15 protein-coding genes are annotated in these 14,960 nt (G+C 61.7%); 10 read left to right on the plus strand and 5 right to left on the minus strand.

Translation table 11 applies throughout. The annotated features are described in order from the left end of the window. Nucleotides 1–23 precede the first annotated feature (23 nt). The gene (rpoE, locus tag P5704_007345) at nucleotides 24–605 is read right to left on the minus strand and encodes an RNA polymerase sigma factor RpoE (protein WOF80277.1); all 582 of its coding nucleotides are present in this window, start codon (nucleotides 603–605) and stop codon (nucleotides 24–26) included. A 350-nt stretch (nucleotides 606–955) separates the two neighbouring features. Here rpoE and nadB point away from each other — a divergent pair, with 350 nt between their 5' ends. Then, nucleotides 956–2,572 carry an L-aspartate oxidase gene (nadB, locus tag P5704_007350; GenBank protein ID WOF80278.1) on the plus strand — a complete coding sequence of 539 codons (1,617 nt, stop codon included), beginning with the start codon at nucleotides 956–958 and terminating at the stop codon, nucleotides 2,570–2,572. Here the strand turns inward: nadB and P5704_007355 are convergent. Both P5704_007355 and P5704_007360 read right to left on the minus strand, forming a co-directional pair. After that, a complete protein-coding gene (locus tag P5704_007355; GenBank protein WOF80279.1) occupies nucleotides 2,541–2,996 on the minus strand; it encodes a protein YgfX in 456 nt (151 codons plus the stop codon). The genes nadB and P5704_007355 overlap by 32 nt on opposite strands. Next, the gene (locus tag P5704_007360) at nucleotides 2,980–3,234 is read right to left on the minus strand and encodes a succinate dehydrogenase assembly factor 2 (protein ID WOF80280.1); all 255 of its coding nucleotides are present in this window, start codon (nucleotides 3,232–3,234) and stop codon (nucleotides 2,980–2,982) included. Before P5704_007360 ends, P5704_007355 begins: the two co-directional genes overlap by 17 nt. Before the next feature lie 147 nt (nucleotides 3,235–3,381). Between P5704_007360 and P5704_007365 the strand changes: the two genes are divergently transcribed. The 3 genes from P5704_007365 to P5704_007375 all read left to right on the plus strand — a co-directional run bounded on the left by P5704_007365 (nucleotide 3,382) and on the right by P5704_007375 (nucleotide 5,931). Continuing rightward, the gene (locus P5704_007365) at nucleotides 3,382–4,329 is read left to right on the plus strand and encodes a folate-binding protein YgfZ (GenBank protein WOF80281.1); all 948 of its coding nucleotides are present in this window, start codon (nucleotides 3,382–3,384) and stop codon (nucleotides 4,327–4,329) included. Nucleotides 4,330–4,443: 114 nt separating this feature from the next. Next, nucleotides 4,444–5,280: an HDOD domain-containing protein gene (locus tag P5704_007370; GenBank protein WOF80282.1), complete on the plus strand. Its 837-nt coding sequence runs from the start codon at nucleotides 4,444–4,446 to the stop codon at nucleotides 5,278–5,280. 135 nt (nucleotides 5,281–5,415) lie between these two features. After that, nucleotides 5,416–5,931 carry a DUF4142 domain-containing protein gene (locus P5704_007375; protein WOF80283.1) on the plus strand — a complete coding sequence of 172 codons (516 nt, stop codon included), beginning with the start codon at nucleotides 5,416–5,418 and terminating at the stop codon, nucleotides 5,929–5,931. Nucleotides 5,932–5,966: 35 nt separating this feature from the next. Here P5704_007375 and ung read toward each other — a convergent pair whose 3' ends face one another. After that, on the minus strand, nucleotides 5,967–6,662 hold the full coding sequence (gene ung, locus P5704_007380; protein WOF80284.1) for a uracil-DNA glycosylase: 696 nt from the start codon (nucleotides 6,660–6,662) through the stop codon (nucleotides 5,967–5,969). Nucleotides 6,663–6,914: 252 nt separating this feature from the next. On the opposite strand from ung, the gene P5704_007385 reads away from it, so the two are divergent. The 3 genes from P5704_007385 to P5704_007395 all read left to right on the plus strand — a co-directional run bounded on the left by P5704_007385 (nucleotide 6,915) and on the right by P5704_007395 (nucleotide 10,304). Beyond that, a complete protein-coding gene (locus P5704_007385; protein WOF80285.1) occupies nucleotides 6,915–8,159 on the plus strand; it encodes an ABC transporter substrate-binding protein in 1,245 nt (414 codons plus the stop codon). Nucleotides 8,160–8,320: 161 nt separating this feature from the next. Then, nucleotides 8,321–9,139, plus strand: coding sequence for an enoyl-CoA hydratase (locus P5704_007390; protein ID WOF80286.1), 819 nt, complete (start codon nucleotides 8,321–8,323; stop codon nucleotides 9,137–9,139). 58 nt (nucleotides 9,140–9,197) lie between these two features. Next, nucleotides 9,198–10,304 carry an enoyl-CoA hydratase/isomerase family protein gene (locus P5704_007395; GenBank protein WOF80287.1) on the plus strand — a complete coding sequence of 369 codons (1,107 nt, stop codon included), beginning with the start codon at nucleotides 9,198–9,200 and terminating at the stop codon, nucleotides 10,302–10,304. Between the two features lie 10 nt (nucleotides 10,305–10,314). Here P5704_007395 and P5704_007400 read toward each other — a convergent pair whose 3' ends face one another. Beyond that, complete coding sequence (locus P5704_007400; GenBank protein WOF80288.1) at nucleotides 10,315–10,725, minus strand: hypothetical protein; 411 nt, start codon at nucleotides 10,723–10,725, stop codon at nucleotides 10,315–10,317. A 222-nt stretch (nucleotides 10,726–10,947) separates the two neighbouring features. On the opposite strand from P5704_007400, the gene rsxA reads away from it, so the two are divergent. Genes rsxA through rsxC form a run of 3 tightly spaced genes read left to right on the plus strand, consistent with a single transcriptional unit; the run spans nucleotide 10,948 to nucleotide 14,956 of the window. Continuing rightward, nucleotides 10,948–11,532 (plus strand): electron transport complex subunit RsxA, encoded by a 585-nt coding sequence (rsxA, locus tag P5704_007405; GenBank protein WOF80289.1) that lies wholly within the window; start codon nucleotides 10,948–10,950, stop codon nucleotides 11,530–11,532. Next, a complete protein-coding gene (rsxB, locus tag P5704_007410; protein ID WOF80290.1) occupies nucleotides 11,529–12,104 on the plus strand; it encodes an electron transport complex subunit RsxB in 576 nt (191 codons plus the stop codon). Before rsxA ends, rsxB begins: the two co-directional genes overlap by 4 nt. Further along, nucleotides 12,101–14,956, plus strand: a complete 2,856-nt coding sequence (gene rsxC / locus P5704_007415; protein ID WOF80291.1) for an electron transport complex subunit RsxC — start codon at nucleotides 12,101–12,103, stop codon at nucleotides 14,954–14,956. Before rsxB ends, rsxC begins: the two co-directional genes overlap by 4 nt. Nucleotides 14,957–14,960 lie beyond the last annotated feature (4 nt).

Here is a 14,960-nt window from a genome sequence, read left to right on the forward strand (position 1 = left end):
CTCTCTTGGCTGTCGCCGCTGTCTCAGGATTCATGCAACAAGGGTTGCAATGCTTTATCTATGGCTTCACGTGCCCGGAAGATCCGAGAACGCACTGTGCCCACCGGACACTGCATGACGCTTGCAATGTCTTCATAACTAAGACCATCAAATTCACGCAGTGTTAGAGCCGTACGCAAATCTTCTGGCAAAAGTTGGATGGTTCGATGAACGGTATCTTCAATCTCATCCCTGAGCAGCGAGCGTTCCGGTGACTCGATGTCCTTGAGAGCGTGATCGCCTTCGTAGAACTCGGCATCCTCGGAACTCACATCACTATCTGGCGGGCGTCTGCCGCGCGCCACCAGATGATTCTTCGCCGTATTGATGGCGATGCGGTACAGCCAGGTATAAAAAGCGCTGTCACCGCGAAAATTGGCGAGTGCACGGTAGGCTTTTATAAAAGCCTCTTGGGCGACATCCTGAGCTTCATGAGAGTCATGCACGAACCGCACGATCAACCCAAGGATCTTGTGCTGGTATTTCATTACCAGCAAATCAAACGCCCGCTTGTCACCACGCTGCACTCGTTCAACCAGTTGCTGGTCCTGCTCCTGAGTCAGCATGAACGCTCCTCCTCGGTAGCGGAGTAGCGTCGCTCACACCAGTGAACCGACCTGCCAGAATAGACCCGGGCTTTACGCAAAAGTTCTCCCCCTCCTAGCAAGCTATCCTGCAATACCTGACGGCGATTGCACCACAGCGTTACGCCAGATTGCTGACAACGCCGTCCTGGTGTCCATAGCAAACTCGCACCGCCCATTCACGATGGCCAGCTGGTTTGCACTCACAACTGCCTATTGAGCCGCCCCACGAAGGAAAAGTTCCCTTCGTTAGAAGACAAACACACAGTCACCTATTTTGGCGCTACATACCGTCTATATACTAGAGCTCGTTTTTCCCGCCGGAATTGGACATGAACCAGGTTCTACGATACGACGTGCTGGTCATCGGCAGCGGTGCCGCCGGCTTGACCTTGGCGCTCAACCTGCCGACCGATCTTCGCATCGCCGTGCTCAGCAAGGGCGATCTCTCCAACGGCTCCACCTACTGGGCCCAAGGTGGCGTTGCCGCAGTACTGGATACGACCGACACCGTAGAATCACATGTCGCCGACACCCTCATCGCCGGAGGAGGTCTGTGCCGCGAAGACGCCGTCCGTTTCACGGTCGAGCACAGTAACGAGGCCATCCAATGGTTGATCGAGCAAGGCGTGCCCTTCACGCGGGACGATGCCCCGGATCGCGAAGACGGCAGTTTCGAATTTCACCTGACCCGCGAGGGCGGCCATAGCCATCGGCGTATCATTCACGCAGCCGACGCCACTGGCGCAGCCATTTTCAATACGCTGCTCGGCCAGGCCAGAAAGCAGAGCAATATCGAGCTTCTACAGCAGCGCGTTGCAGTCGACCTGATCACCGAACACAAACTTGGCCTGCCGGGCAGACGCTGTTTGGGCGCCTACGTGCTCAATCGCAGCACCGGCGAGGTCGAGACCTTCCAATCACGATTCGTGGTACTGGCTACCGGTGGCGCGGCCAAGGTTTACCTGTACACGAGCAACCCGGACAGCGCCTGCGGCGACGGCATTGCCATGGCCTGGCGAGCGGGCTGCCGCGTCGGCAACCTGGAGTTCAACCAGTTCCACCCTACCTGCCTCTATCACCCGCAAGCGAAGAGCTTCCTGGTGACCGAAGCCCTGCGTGGGGAAGGCGCCTTGCTCAAGCTGCCGAACGGCGAGCGTTTCATGCCGCGCTTCGATGCCCGGGAGGAACTCGCCCCGCGCGATATCGTCGCCCGCGCGATCGACCACGAAATGAAGCGACTGGGCATCGACTGCGTCTACCTCGATATCAGCCACAAGCCTGCCGAGTTCATCAAAAGCCACTTCCCAACCGTCTACGAGCGCTGCCTGGAATACGGCATCGACATCACCAGCCAGCCGATTCCGGTAGTACCGGCAGCGCACTACACCTGCGGCGGCGTAGTCGTGGATCAGGCTGGGCGCACCGACATCCCGGGTCTCTACGCCATCGGCGAGACCAGTTTCACGGGATTGCACGGCGCAAACCGCATGGCCAGCAACTCGCTGCTCGAATGCTTCGTCTACGGCCGGGCGGCCGCTCAGGACATCCTGCGCGAACTGCCTCACGTCACCAACGTAGCCACGCTACCGGCATGGGACGCCAGCCAAGTGACCGACTCCGACGAAGACGTGATCATCGCGCATAACTGGGACGAGCTGCGGCGTTTCATGTGGGATTACGTCGGCATCGTGCGCACCAACAAACGACTGATGCGCGCGCAGCACCGAGTGCGCCTGCTGCTGAGCGAGATCGACGAGTTCTACAGCAACTACAAGGTCAGTCGCGACTTGCTCGAACTACGCAATCTGGCGCTGGTTGCAGATCTGATGATTCGCTCGGCCATGCAACGCAAGGAGAGTCGAGGACTGCATTACACCCTCGACTACCCGGAGCTGCTGCCGCAAGCGGTCGACACTATTCTGGCGCCGCCCACCTACGTCGACTGAACTTGAGCCGCACCCGCAACCGACGATGCTGCTCTGGCGGCAGTGCGTCGCGTGGCACGCAGATGCTGCTAGCTAGCCGCCGACCCGGCACACGGAAACGCAGCACGACTATCAGCGGCAAGGCCAGGCTGTCAGGCAGCAACTGAACTGCCTGCCAACCTTGCCGCTCGTTCCACAGATGCCAACCCGCCGCATCGTGGCGCAGACCACACCAGGTATCCCGAGTGGACAGCAGGATCCCGCGCGGCAACACCCACAGTGCGTGAGCCAGAGAAAACAAGAGGGCTATCAGCTGCAACCATAATGGCGCAGCCGACAGCAAGACGGCGGCCAAGGCGAGCGCCTGAACCGCGAGATAGAGTGCCAACAACCAGTTGGACGGTTGCCAGCGACACTCGAATGATTGATTACTTGGGCTGGACACGATCGAGGATCATGCGAACCATGCGCCGCAGGTCCTCATCCTCGGGTTCGCCGCGCTGCATGAACCAGCCGAACATGTCCTGATCCTCGCAATTCAGCAGCTTGCGATAGCGACGCTGATCTTCCTCATCGAGACCTGGGTAGACCTCCTTGACGAAAGGCACCAGCAGCACGTCCAGTTCCAACATACCGCGACGGCTCTGCCAAAACAGACGATTGAGTTCGGATTGCTCGCCCATACATCGGCTCCTTTTGAGAAGGCGCGCATTATAACGACTGCACCGAACTCATCAGTCGCTTTTTTCGTCGCGCTGCAAACCTGTCATCACGCAACCGTTTCCGCCGGGCTGCTATGATGCCCACCCGGATTCTGACGACGACCGATCATGACCGACACTGCTTATTTTTGCGTTCTGTCGCATGAAGGCGTCCTTGCCGTACGCGGCCCGGATGCCAGCAAGTTTCTCCAGGGTCAGCTGACCTGCAACCTCAACTATCTCACCGCCGAGACGTCCAGTCTCGGCGCACGCTGCACGCCCAAGGGGCGCATGCAGTCGAGTTTTCGCATCGTGCTCGATGGCGACGGCTACCTGCTGGCGATGGCCAGCGAACTGCTACAACTGCAACAGGCCGACCTGAACAAGTACGCCGTATTTTCCAAGTCCCGCCTGAATGACGAGAGTGGCGACTGGTGCCGATTCGGCCTTGCGGGCGGAGACGGCTCGCTGGTCAGCTTGGGCCTGGATCTGCCGCAGACCCCCGACAGCGTGGTGCGGAGCAACGGCATGATCGCGATCCGCCTGCCCGATGGCCGCGTCGAACTCTGGACCCCTGGCGCCGACGCCGAGCAGGTCCGCACGCGCCTGGCCGCGCAGCTTGAGGAAACGCCGGTCAATCGCTGGCTGCTCGACCAGGTTCGCGCCGGCATCGGCCAAGTGTTCGGCAGCACTCGCGAGCTGTTCATCCCGCAGATGATCAATTTGCAGGCGCTGGGTGGCGTGAGCTTCAAAAAGGGCTGCTACACCGGCCAGGAAATCGTCGCGCGCATGCAGTACCTGGGCAAACTCAAGCGCCGCCTGCAGCGTCTGGTGATCGAAGGCCGTCAGGACGAGCTGCCAGCCCCCGGCGTTGAGATTTTCTCACCGGTGCATGGCTCCAGTGTCGGCGAGGTCGTACTGGCGTCCAGTGACACCGACCGAATCGAACTGCTTGCCGTCCTGCAGGAGGATGCCGCCGCTGACGGTCGCCTGCATCTGGGCTCACCGGACGGACTGCCGATGAGTCTGCTCGAGCTTCCCTATAGCCTGAATGCGGATCTGGAAATTCAGCGCTAGTGCGAACCGGAGCCAGAAAGAGAACACCTCAGAGGTGCACCATGGGCGACGAGCGAAGCGCCTGCATGACCTGAAGCGCCCTAGCGACACTGACCGACACCATAAAGGAATGACATGAGCACCCTTGCCGAGAAAGTCCAGCGTGATCTGACCCTCGCGATCGAGAACGATGAATTGGTTCTGCCGACCCTGCCGGAGGTGGCGTTGCGCGTCCGCGAGGCGGCCGAGAATCCGGACATCAGCATTCCGGCACTGAGCAAGGTGATCGGCGCCGATGCAGCCCTGGCAGCCCGCATCATCAAGGTGGTCAACAGCCCGCTGCTGCGTACCAGTCGCGAGATCGACGATCTGCAGATGGCGGTCAGCCGTCTCGGCATCAACTACACCTGCAACCTGGCCACAGGTCTGGCGATGGAGCAGATGTTCCAAGCGACCACCGATGTCGTCGATCGCAAGATGCGTGAGGTCTGGAACAAGAGCACCGAAGTCGCCGCCATCAGTCATGTGCTCTGCCGTCATTACACACGACTGATGCCTGACCAGGCGACCCTGGCCGGGCTTGTCCATCAGATCGGAATATTGCCGATCCTGACCTACGCAGAAGAGCACAGCGCCCTGCTATCGGACTCGTTCAGCCTCAATCACGTCATCGACAAGATTCATCCGATGGTGGGTGAAAAAATCCTGCGCACCTGGGATTTCCCGGAGGCAATCGTGTCGGTGGCTGGTCAGTACACCGATTTCCAGCGCAATTCGGCCGCAGTGGATTATGTAGACGTGGTGCAAGTCGCCACCCTGCAGAGCTATATGGGCACCCAGCACCCTTATACGCAGCTGAACTGGAACGAGGTTCCGGCCTTCGCCAAGCTGGGGCTCGACCCGAGCGCGCTGATGCAGGAAGACGAGGACCTGTCAGCCGCCATGGACGCAGCGATGAGCATGCTTCAGTAGCGCCATCACCGTTCGCCCGAAAGCGAGGAACCGCCCGTGTGGCACCTAGTCACAAAAAGGGACGGCAATCTCGCCGCATCGTGCCTTGTGCCTGCCTCGCGGCCAACACAAGTCAGGTGAAGAAAGGAGAACGCAATGACCAGAGCAACCAAAACAATTTTCTCGGGTGCATTCGCCGTGCTGTTCGGAGTAGCGGCTAACCTGGCGCTTGCCGCCGAAGGCGAAAACTTCGTCGACGAGGCTTCGGCCAAAGGTATTGCAGAAATCGAAACGGCGAAGATGGCCCTGGACAAGGGTACGTCGGAGGACGTGAAGCAATTCGCCCAGAAGATGATCGACGATCACACCAAGGCCAATCAGGAGCTTGCGCAACTGGCCCAGGCCAAAGACTTGGAAATGTCCGATGAAGCCACGCTGATGGACAAGGCCAAAGCCATGATCCTGAAGCTGCGTGATGGCGAGAATTTCGATGAAGCCTACGCCAACAACCAGGTCGTCGCTCACGAGCAGACCATCGAGATGTATCAGGACTATGTGGAAGGTGGCGAGAACGCCGATCTGAAGCAGTTCGCTCAAAAAACGCTGCCGAAGCTGGAAGAGCATCTCAAGCAGGCCAAGGACCTCCAGGCCAAGCACGGCGCCAACGACTGACCCCAAGCCTAGCCCGATACCGTCCGAGTGTCGGGCTAAACCTCAGCCGGAAGCTGCCAGTCGATCACTTGCAGCCCCTGCTGCTTGAGAAACTGGTTGGCTCGACTGAAGTGGCCGTTGCCGATGAATCCGCGGTGCGCCGAGAGCGGCGAAGGATGCACCGACTTCAGCATCAGATGCCGCGTGGCATCTATCAGTTTCGATTTGGATTGCGCATGGGCGCCCCAAAGCATGAACACCAGGTGCGGACGCCGCTCGCTGACCACTTCGATGATTCGATCGGTGAATTGCTGCCACCCCGCCTTGGCATGCGAACCAGCGACACCCTGCTCCACGGTGAGCGAGGTATTGAGCAGGAGCACGCCCTGTTCTGCCCAATGCTGCAGATAGCCATGTCGAGGGATTTCCAGGTTCAAGTCGCGCTTGAGTTCCTTGAAGATATTCTGCAGTGACGGCGGAGGCGCCACGCCTGGCTGTACCGAAAAGCAAAGCCCATGGGCCTGACCGGCACCGTGGTAAGGGTCCTGCCCAAGGATCACTACCTTGACCTGATCGAGCGGCGTGGAATTGAGCGCGTTGAAGATCATCGGACCCGGCGGAAATATCACCTTGCCCGCGGCCTTCTCTCGCCGGAGGAAAGCGCCAAGCTCGAGCATGTATGGCTTGTCGAACTCCTCGCGCAGCGCTTCTTTCCAGCCAGCCTCCAGCCTGATGCGATCGTCTTGAGTCATGAGCTGTTTCCGGATGGCGTAGCCGCCGAACCCTAGAAAACGGCTTCATGGTTGTCAACCGCAAAACGCCCCAAATCACTGCGCTACCGCAAGTTCGACCCTCCCTCCTTTAGTCATAATCGCACCTGGCTCACGTACTGATGCCGGCACCGCCTTCGAGCCGCACATAAAGAGTGACGCACGCATCGGTGGCAAGGTAAAAAAGCTAACTGCCAATAAACCAATAACAAAAGCTATAACAAGGAACATGCTATGAACCGGATCACCCTTCTGGCGCTAGGGCTAGGGTTCTGTCTTACGGCGCAGGCTGCTGACCCCATCACGCTCGGCCTCAACTACCCCCGTACCGGCAGCTACAAGGAAGAAGGCCTTGCGCAAATGCGCGGAGCCTTGTTGGCAATCGATGAGATCAACGAGGCGGGCGGGGTTCGGGGCCGCCCGCTGCGCCTGATCAGCCGCAATACCGCATCCCGCCCCGAAAAAGCCGTTGCCAACGTAGACAGGATGGCGGATGAAGGCGTTGCCATGCTGTTCGGCGGCGTATCCAGCGCGGTGGCCATCGCCGCGAGCAAGCGCGCCAAGGAGCGTGGGCTGCTCTACTTCGGCACCCTGACCTACTCCAACGATACGACTGGCAAGGATGGCCACCGCTACATGTTCCGCGAGTGCAATAACGCATGGATGAGCGCGCGGGTGCTGGGGCAGTATCTGAACGAGAAAATGCCCGGCAAGACCTACTTCTACATCACCTCCGACTACACCTGGGGCCACACCAGCGAGAGCTCGCTGCGCCAGGCGACCGGCACCGTCGACCAGAGCAAGCATCAAGGAGTCAAAACGGCCTTCCCCGGCGCACGACTGTCCGACTACCGCGCGGCACTGGAAAAGGCGGCCAACAGCGGTGCCGAGGTCCTGGTACTGGTCCTGTTTGGCGAAGACATGGTGCGGGCCATGCGCATCGCAGACGAACTCGACCTGAACAAGAAGATGCAGATTGCCGTTCCCAACCTGACGCAGTCCATGGTCGAACTCGCCGGCCCGGACATCATGCGCGGTGTGCTCGGCACGGAGCCCTGGACCTGGCGTGTCCCCGAACTCGAAGGTTCCGAACGCGGCAAGGCGTTCGTTCGCGACTTCGGTGAGCGTTACCAGACGCACCCTTCGAGCTCTGCCGCTTCGGCCTACAGCATCGTCTATCAGTGGGCAGATGCCGCCACTCGCGCCAAGAGCATCGGCAGTGAGCAGGTCATCATGGCCCTGGAAAACCACAGCTACAACCTGCTCAAGGGTCAGCAGCAGTGGCGCGAGTTCGACCACCAGAACGTGCAGACCGTCTACGCCATTCAGGTAAAGCCACGCGAAGAGGTACTCAAGGATCGCTTCAAACAGGACTATTTCAAAATCGTCCACCGCCTATCCGGCGAGCAGGCTGCGCCGTCGCTGGCCGAATGGCAGGAAGAGCGTCGCGTGGGCGGGCAGCCGGCTAGGCTACAGTGACAGAACGATGAAGCATCTGGGACAGCACAGCACCCAGGCGCTCCATCGGGTCGTCTGACCGACCGGAACGCTGCAACCTCGCTGCATTGAAGGACTCTCAAGAGGAGCGACGTTACCGGTCGCTCGTCAGCGGAGCCCTGAAATGCACGAGGATTTCGACCATGAGCACTGCAGTAGAGCCCTACCAAGCCGGTGTCTTCGACCTGACCCACAAGCTGACCGTGGAAAAGCATGGTCACACTGCCCTCATCACCATCAACCATCCGCCTGCCAACACTTGGGATCGCGAGTCGCTCATCGGACTCAAGCAGGTCATCGACCACCTGAACCACGATGACGACATCTACGCACTGGTGATCTGCGGTCAGGGCGAGAAGTTCTTCAGCGCGGGTGCGGACCTGAAACTCTTCGCTGATGGTGATCGCAACCGAGCCCGGGAAATGGCCCGCCGCTTTGGCGAAGCCTTCGAGGCGCTGCGCGATTTCCGCGGTGTCTCCATTGCGGCAATCAACGGATTCGCCCTTGGAGGAGGCCTGGAATGCGCACTGGCCTGCGACCTGCGCATCGCCGAGCAGCAGGCACAAATGGGCTTGCCGGAAGCATCGGTAGGCCTATTGCCCTGTGCGGGCGGCACCCAGGCACTGGCCTGGCTGGTCGGCGAGGGCTGGGCCAAACGTATGATCCTCTGTGGCGAGCGCATCACGGCAGACACTGCGCTGCGCATCGGTCTGGTGGAGCAGGTGGTCGAGCCCGGCCAATCGCGTGGTCACGCACTGATGCTCGCATCCCGGGTCGCACGACAAAGCCCTGTTGCGGTGCGTGCGATCAAGCCGTTGATCGACGCAGCCCGTCAGCGTGTGCCCAATACGCTCGCCGCCGCCGAGCGCGAGGCCTTCGTCGAGCTGTTCGAGGCCGATGACACCCTTGAAGGCGTCAATGCCTTTCTCGAAAAACGCGATCCGCGCTGGCGCAACCGATGACCGCGGCACCAAGCGCAGCCCTGTGAGACCTGCCCACCAACCCGGCGCCGAGAATTACATGCACGTCACCTTCGAAGAACGCCCCGCGCTGCACGGCATGCGAATAGCCATCGCCACCCTGGACGCCGCGCAGCAACTCAACGCTCTGAGCCTGCCGATGATCGACGCACTGCTCGACCAGCTTGGCCGCTGGGCCAACGAGCCAGCGGTCGCCTGCGTGCTGCTGCGCGGAAACGGCGCCAAGGCGTTCTGCGCCGGTGGTGACGTACGCCGCCTTGCAGAGGCCTGCCGAGGCGAGCCCGGAACGGTGCCGGCTCTGGCCGAGCGATTCTTTGCCGACGAGTACCGCCTCGTCCACCTGCTGCACCATTACCCGAAGCCGCTTATCTGCTGGGGCCATGGCTACGTGATGGGTGGCGGCATGGGACTCTTGCAAAGCGCGACGATCCGCATCGTTACACCGGACAGTTGGCTGGCGATGCCGGAAGTCGCCATCGGGCTGCATACGGATGTCGGCGCGAGCTGGTTCCTTCCTCGCCTGGCAGGCAGGCTGGGCCTGTTTCTGGGCCTCACCGGCGCGCGGGTGAATGCCCGTGATGCACTGGACATCGGCCTTGCCGACCGTTGCCTGATGGATGAGCAACAGCCCGAACTCATCGAGGGGCTGGTTCAGATCAACTGGCAGGACCAGGCGGACTGCCAGCTCCACAGCCTGTTGCGAGCCCTGTCCAGACACGCCTCTGCGCAGCTGCCCGCCCCCAGGCTGCTGCCACGGCGAGAGCGGATCGATGAACTGCTGGACGTGGCCGAACTCACGCATGCATGGCAGGCCTTGGTCGCGTTGCAGGATGATTCCGACGAGGTACTCGCACAGGCCGCTCGCGGCCTGCGCGACGGATGCCCACTGAGCGCCCACCTCGCCTGGCGACAGCAGGAGAAAGGCCAGAAGCTGTCGCTGGGCCAGGCATTGCAGATGGAGTACACGCTAAGCCTGAATTGCTGTCGCTACCCCGAGTTCGCCGAAGGCGTACGTGCCCGCCTGATCGACAAGGACAATCGACCAAGCTGGCATTGGCCGGATGCCCACAGCGTTCCCCCAGCGGTGGTCGAGGCGCACTTCGAGCCAATCTGGGAAGGAACTCACCCCCTGGCCGGCCTGGCCTGAATGCCCTTGATCACCGGCGGTAGTAGTGCTGACGCCCGTCCCTATCGTAATGCGGCCGTAACCGATGGTCGCGTCCATCCCTGATCAGCGGCGGACGCTGCTGGCGATGCTCCTGACGCCAGTAGCCACGTTGCTCGAAGCCCCGATGACGGTCGTAGTACTGCGGTGGCAGCTGGCTCTGATAACGCGGCGGCAGGTTGCGCGGGTACTGCGGATAGTGGGAGTAAGGGCTTCGCGGATCGTATTGATGCGCACGGTTGTGCTGACGATAGCCGCGGTCATAGTGTCGCGGCCCCGGGTTGTAGTAGCGCGGACTTTCCGCCTGGAAGACCCAGACGCCGTCTCGCCGCTCCGCGTGGGCCTGCAGGCTCATGCCCAGGCCGATGCAGAGCAGAGTAAGCAATGCAGAACGAATGCTCATGGAAACCACCTCCGATGGCGTCACAGGCTTCGATTCATCAGACCACAACCATGAGACAGCTGCAGAAACAGCGGACAACCGGCAGTTCTGACACGACGTCATGCGTCGCCCGGGGACCGCGACGGGCCACCGCACCTTGTATGGCTGCCGCCGCTTCCCGATAATAGCGGCCCTTTAGCCCCACGGCTCTCGCAGAGCGGACGGAACGGGAACAGACCCTAGATGACCGAACTCGCCCTGATCATGGTTAGCGCCATACTGGTCAACAATTTCGTACTGGTGCAGTTCCTCGGTCTGTGCCCGTTCATGGGCGTCTCGAAGAAGATCGAGACCGCCATCGGCCTGTCGCTGGCCACCACCTTCGTGCTGACGCTCGCCGCCATGTGCAGCTACCTCGTCCAGCAGTATGTGCTCAAGCCGCTGGACCTCGAGTTCCTACGCACCATCAGTTTCATTCTGGTGATCGCGGTGACCGTCCAGTTCACCGAGATGGTGGTGAACAAGACCAGTCCGCTGCTCTACCGCGTACTCGGCATCTTCCTGCCACTGATCACCACCAACTGCATCGTGCTCGGCGTGGCGCTGCTGAACGCCAACAAGGCCGAGTTCACCTTTCTCACCGCGACCGTCAACGGCTTCGCCGCGGGGCTGGGCTTTTCCCTGGTGCTCGTACTGTTCGCCGCCATGCGTGAGCGTATCGCCATTGCCGACGTGCCCAAGTCGTTCCAGGGTGCGGCGATCGGCATGGTCACCGCCGGCCTGATGTCGCTGGCATTCATGGGCTTCACCGGGCTGATCAAGCTATGAGCGCAGTCGTCATCGCGATCCTCGCCCTGCTCGCCCTGTGCCTGCTCGGCGGCGCCATCCTCGGTTTCGCCGCTGTGCGTTTTCGTGTCGAAGGCGACCCGATCGCCGAGCAGATCAATGCCCTGCTGCCCCAGACCCAATGTGGCCAATGCGGTTATCCGGGCTGCAAACCCTACGCCGAAGCCATTGCCGGCGGCGACAAGATCAACAAGTGCCCACCAGGCGGCGAAGCCACCATCCAGGCCCTGGCCGACCTGCTCGATGTCGAGGCGGAGCCGCTGGATGCCGAGGGTGGCGAAAAGCCGCAGATGGTCGCCTACATCCGCGAAGCCGAGTGCATCGGCTGCACCAAGTGCATCCAGGCCTGCCCGGTTGACGCCATCGTCGGTGCCGCGCGACAGATGCACACCGTGATCATTTCCGAGTGCACCGGCTGCGACCTGTGTGTCGAACCCTGCCCGGTGGACTGCATCGACATGATCGAAGTCGGCAGCAATCTGCAGAGCTGGAAATGGAACCGGCCGTTGGCGCCCGGCCAGTTGATCGCAACTGATCGGGAGCAGGCCGCATGACCGCACTGAAGATCTGGGACATCCATGGCGGCATTCATCCGCCGGAACACAAGGATCTGTCCAACCGCACGCCGATCCAGCCGGTCCCGCTGCCCAAGCGCCTGGTCCTGCCACTGGCGCAGCATCTCGGTGCGCCAGCCGAGCCCTGCGTCACGCTTGGCGAACAGGTACTCAAAGGCCAGCAGATCGCTGTCGCCAGCGGATTCGTCAGTGCGCCGCTACATGCTCCGACCTCCGGCGTGATCAGCTTCATCGGCCCGCAGCCCTATCCGCATGTATCAGGCATGCTCGCCAATGCGATCGTCATCGACAGCGATGGCGAAGACAAATGGATCGACCTGCATCCGCAACCGGATTACCGCGAACTCGAGCGCCCTGCCCTGCTCGAGCTGATTCGCCAGGCCGGCATCAGCGGCCTCGGCGGCGCTGGCTTCCCCACCGCCGTGAAGCTCAGCCCGCCGCCGACCCAGACGATCCGCACGCTGATCATCAACGGCACCGAGTGCGAGCCCTACATCACCGCCGATGACCTGCTGATGCGTGAAAAGGCGGCCGAGTTGGTCGCGGGAATCGAGATCCTCGCGCACCTGATTCAGCCGCAGGAGGTACTGATCGGTATCGAGGACAACAAGCCCGAAGCGATCGCCGCGGTGCGTGCGGCCATCGGCGAGCGCCCCTTCATGTTGAAGGTCTTCCCGACCAAGTATCCGTCCGGCGGTGAAAAACAACTGATCCAGATTCTCACCGGAGAAGAGGTGCCCAGTGGTGGCCTGCCAGCGGATATCGGCATGCTCTGTCAGAACGTCGGAACCTGCGTCGCCATCCACGACGCCGTGCTGCTCGGCAAGCCGCTGATTTCGCGCATCACCACCCTGACCGGTGAGGCGCTGGCGCGGCCGATGAACGTCGAGGTGCTGATCGGCACCCCCGTGGATGAACTGCTGGCCTTCGCCGGTCTCGATCAGCACAGGCTCAACCGTCTGATCATGGGCGGCCCGATGATGGGCTTCAGCCTGCCATCCCTCGAGGTGCCGGTGGTCAAGACCACCAACTGCCTGCTGGCGAGCACACTGGAAGAGCTGCCGCCACCGCCGCCCGCGCTGCCCTGCATCCGTTGCGGAGAGTGCGCCGAGGCCTGCCCGGTCAGCCTGCTACCGCAGCAACTGCATTTCTTTTCCCTTGGCCAGGAGCACGAGCAGCTCAAGGCCCATAACCTGTTCGACTGCATCGAGTGCGGTGCCTGCGCCTACGTGTGCCCCTCCAGCATCCCCTTGGTGCAGTACTACCGCGCTGCCAAGAGTGAGATTCGCGAGCTGGAGCAGAAGCAGCAGAAGGCCGAGCACTCCAAACAGCGCTTCGAGCTTCGCCAAGAGCGCCTGCGCCGCGCCGAAGAACAGAAGGAAGTCGAACGCAAGGCCCGCGCCGAACGCGCCGCACGTGCCAAGGCGGCACAGGGCGAAAGCGCGCAGGTTGCTTCTGGTGCCACCGCTGCCACCCCGAGCGCAGCGCCCAAGTCGGGGCTCTCGGAAACCCAGAAGAAACTGAAAATCGAAGCGAGCATGGCCCAGGTCGCCCTGAAGAAGGCCGAAAAACAACTCGCCGCTCACGATACGCCCGAACTGCAAGCCCAGGTCGCCGATCTGCGCAAAGCCGCCGAAGCGGCGCAGCAGGCACTCGATACAGCCATGCAGGAGAGCGCCAGCGCCGCGCCTGCCGACGACGAGGCACTGAAGAAGGCCAAGATCGAAGCCGCCATGCTCAAGGCACAGATCCGCAAGCTGGAGAAGCTCGAAGCCCCGGATGACGATCAGCAAGCCGAACTCGCACGCCTGCACCAGCAACTGCACGAAGCCGAACAGGCGCTGACCGTCGCGCAGAGTGCAGCGCCCGCGCCCGCCGCCAAGCCGGCCGACGACGAGGCACTGAAAAAGGCCAAGATCGAAGCCGCCATGCTCAAGGCACAGATCCGCAAGCTGGAGAAGCTCGAAGCCCCGGATGACGATCAGCAAGCCGAACTCGCCCGCCTGCGTCAGCAACTGCACGAAGCCGAACAGGCGCTGACCGTCGCGCAGAGTGCAGCGCCCACGCCCGCCGCCAAGCCGGCCGACGACGAGGCACTGAAAAAGGCCAAGATCGAAGCCGCCATGCTCAAGGCGCAGATCCGCAAGCTGGAGAAGCTCGAAGCACCGGACGACGATCAGCAGGCCGAACTCGCTCGCCTGCGTCAGCAACTGCACGAAGCCGAACAGGCGCTGACCGTCGCGCAGAATGCAGCGCCCACGCCCGCCGCCAAGCCGGCCGATGACGAAGCGCTGAAAAAAGCCAAGATCGAAACCGCCATGCTCAAGGCGCAGATCCGCAAGCTGGAAAAGCTCGAAGCACCGGACGACGATCAGCAAGCCGAACTCGCCCGCCTACGTCAGCAGCAGCACGAGGCAGAGCAGACACTCAGTGCCGCGCAGAGCGCAGCGCCCGCCGCTAAGCCAGCCGCTGACGAGGCGCTGAAGAAAGCCAAGATCGAACTGGCGATGAAGCGCGCCGAACTCAAGAAGGCCGAGAAAGCTGGCAGCGGCGAACCGGAGCTCAGCCGTCTGCGTGATGCGCTGAGCACAGCGGAGCAGGCGCTGCACGCCGCCGAGGATGCCTCGCAAAAACCTGCGCCCGAGCTGGTACGGACCAGCAAGCCGGGCGTCGATGATCGCCAGCGAGCGCTCAAGACCGAGCTTGCCTTTGCCAGAGCCGATCTGCGCAAGCTTGAGCGCGACGAGAACGCAGAGCCCGCTGCAATAGACGCTGCCCGCGCACGGCTGAACGAAGCGGAACGCCAGATGGCGGAATATCAGGACGCATAACCCA

This window comes from Pseudomonas sp. FeN3W, assembly GCA_030263805.2.
GTDB classification, from domain to species: Bacteria; Pseudomonadota; Gammaproteobacteria; order Pseudomonadales; family Pseudomonadaceae; genus Stutzerimonas; species Stutzerimonas stutzeri_G.

What these genes read in the sequence shown, in the direction of transcription:
- rpoE (WOF80277.1), bottom strand. Translation starts at nt 605, where the DNA reads ATGCTGACTCAGGAGCAGGACCAGCAACTGGTTGAACGAGTGCAGCGT.
- ung (WOF80284.1), bottom strand. Translation starts at nt 6,662, where the DNA reads ATGACTCAAGACGATCGCATCAGGCTGGAGGCTGGCTGGAAAGAAGCG.
- P5704_007400 (WOF80288.1), bottom strand. Translation starts at nt 10,725, where the DNA reads ATGAGCATTCGTTCTGCATTGCTTACTCTGCTCTGCATCGGCCTGGGC.
- P5704_007375 (WOF80283.1), top strand. Translation starts at nt 5,416, where the DNA reads ATGACCAGAGCAACCAAAACAATTTTCTCGGGTGCATTCGCCGTGCTG.
- P5704_007370 (WOF80282.1), top strand. Translation starts at nt 4,444, where the DNA reads ATGAGCACCCTTGCCGAGAAAGTCCAGCGTGATCTGACCCTCGCGATC.
- rsxB (WOF80290.1), top strand. Translation starts at nt 11,529, where the DNA reads ATGAGCGCAGTCGTCATCGCGATCCTCGCCCTGCTCGCCCTGTGCCTG.
- P5704_007360 (WOF80280.1), bottom strand. Translation starts at nt 3,234, where the DNA reads ATGGGCGAGCAATCCGAACTCAATCGTCTGTTTTGGCAGAGCCGTCGC.
- nadB (WOF80278.1), top strand. Translation starts at nt 956, where the DNA reads ATGAACCAGGTTCTACGATACGACGTGCTGGTCATCGGCAGCGGTGCC.
- P5704_007395 (WOF80287.1), top strand. Translation starts at nt 9,198, where the DNA reads ATGCACGTCACCTTCGAAGAACGCCCCGCGCTGCACGGCATGCGAATA.
- rsxC (WOF80291.1), top strand. Translation starts at nt 12,101, where the DNA reads ATGACCGCACTGAAGATCTGGGACATCCATGGCGGCATTCATCCGCCG.
- P5704_007385 (WOF80285.1), top strand. Translation starts at nt 6,915, where the DNA reads ATGAACCGGATCACCCTTCTGGCGCTAGGGCTAGGGTTCTGTCTTACG.
- P5704_007365 (WOF80281.1), top strand. Translation starts at nt 3,382, where the DNA reads ATGACCGACACTGCTTATTTTTGCGTTCTGTCGCATGAAGGCGTCCTT.
- P5704_007390 (WOF80286.1), top strand. Translation starts at nt 8,321, where the DNA reads ATGAGCACTGCAGTAGAGCCCTACCAAGCCGGTGTCTTCGACCTGACC.
- rsxA (WOF80289.1), top strand. Translation starts at nt 10,948, where the DNA reads ATGACCGAACTCGCCCTGATCATGGTTAGCGCCATACTGGTCAACAAT.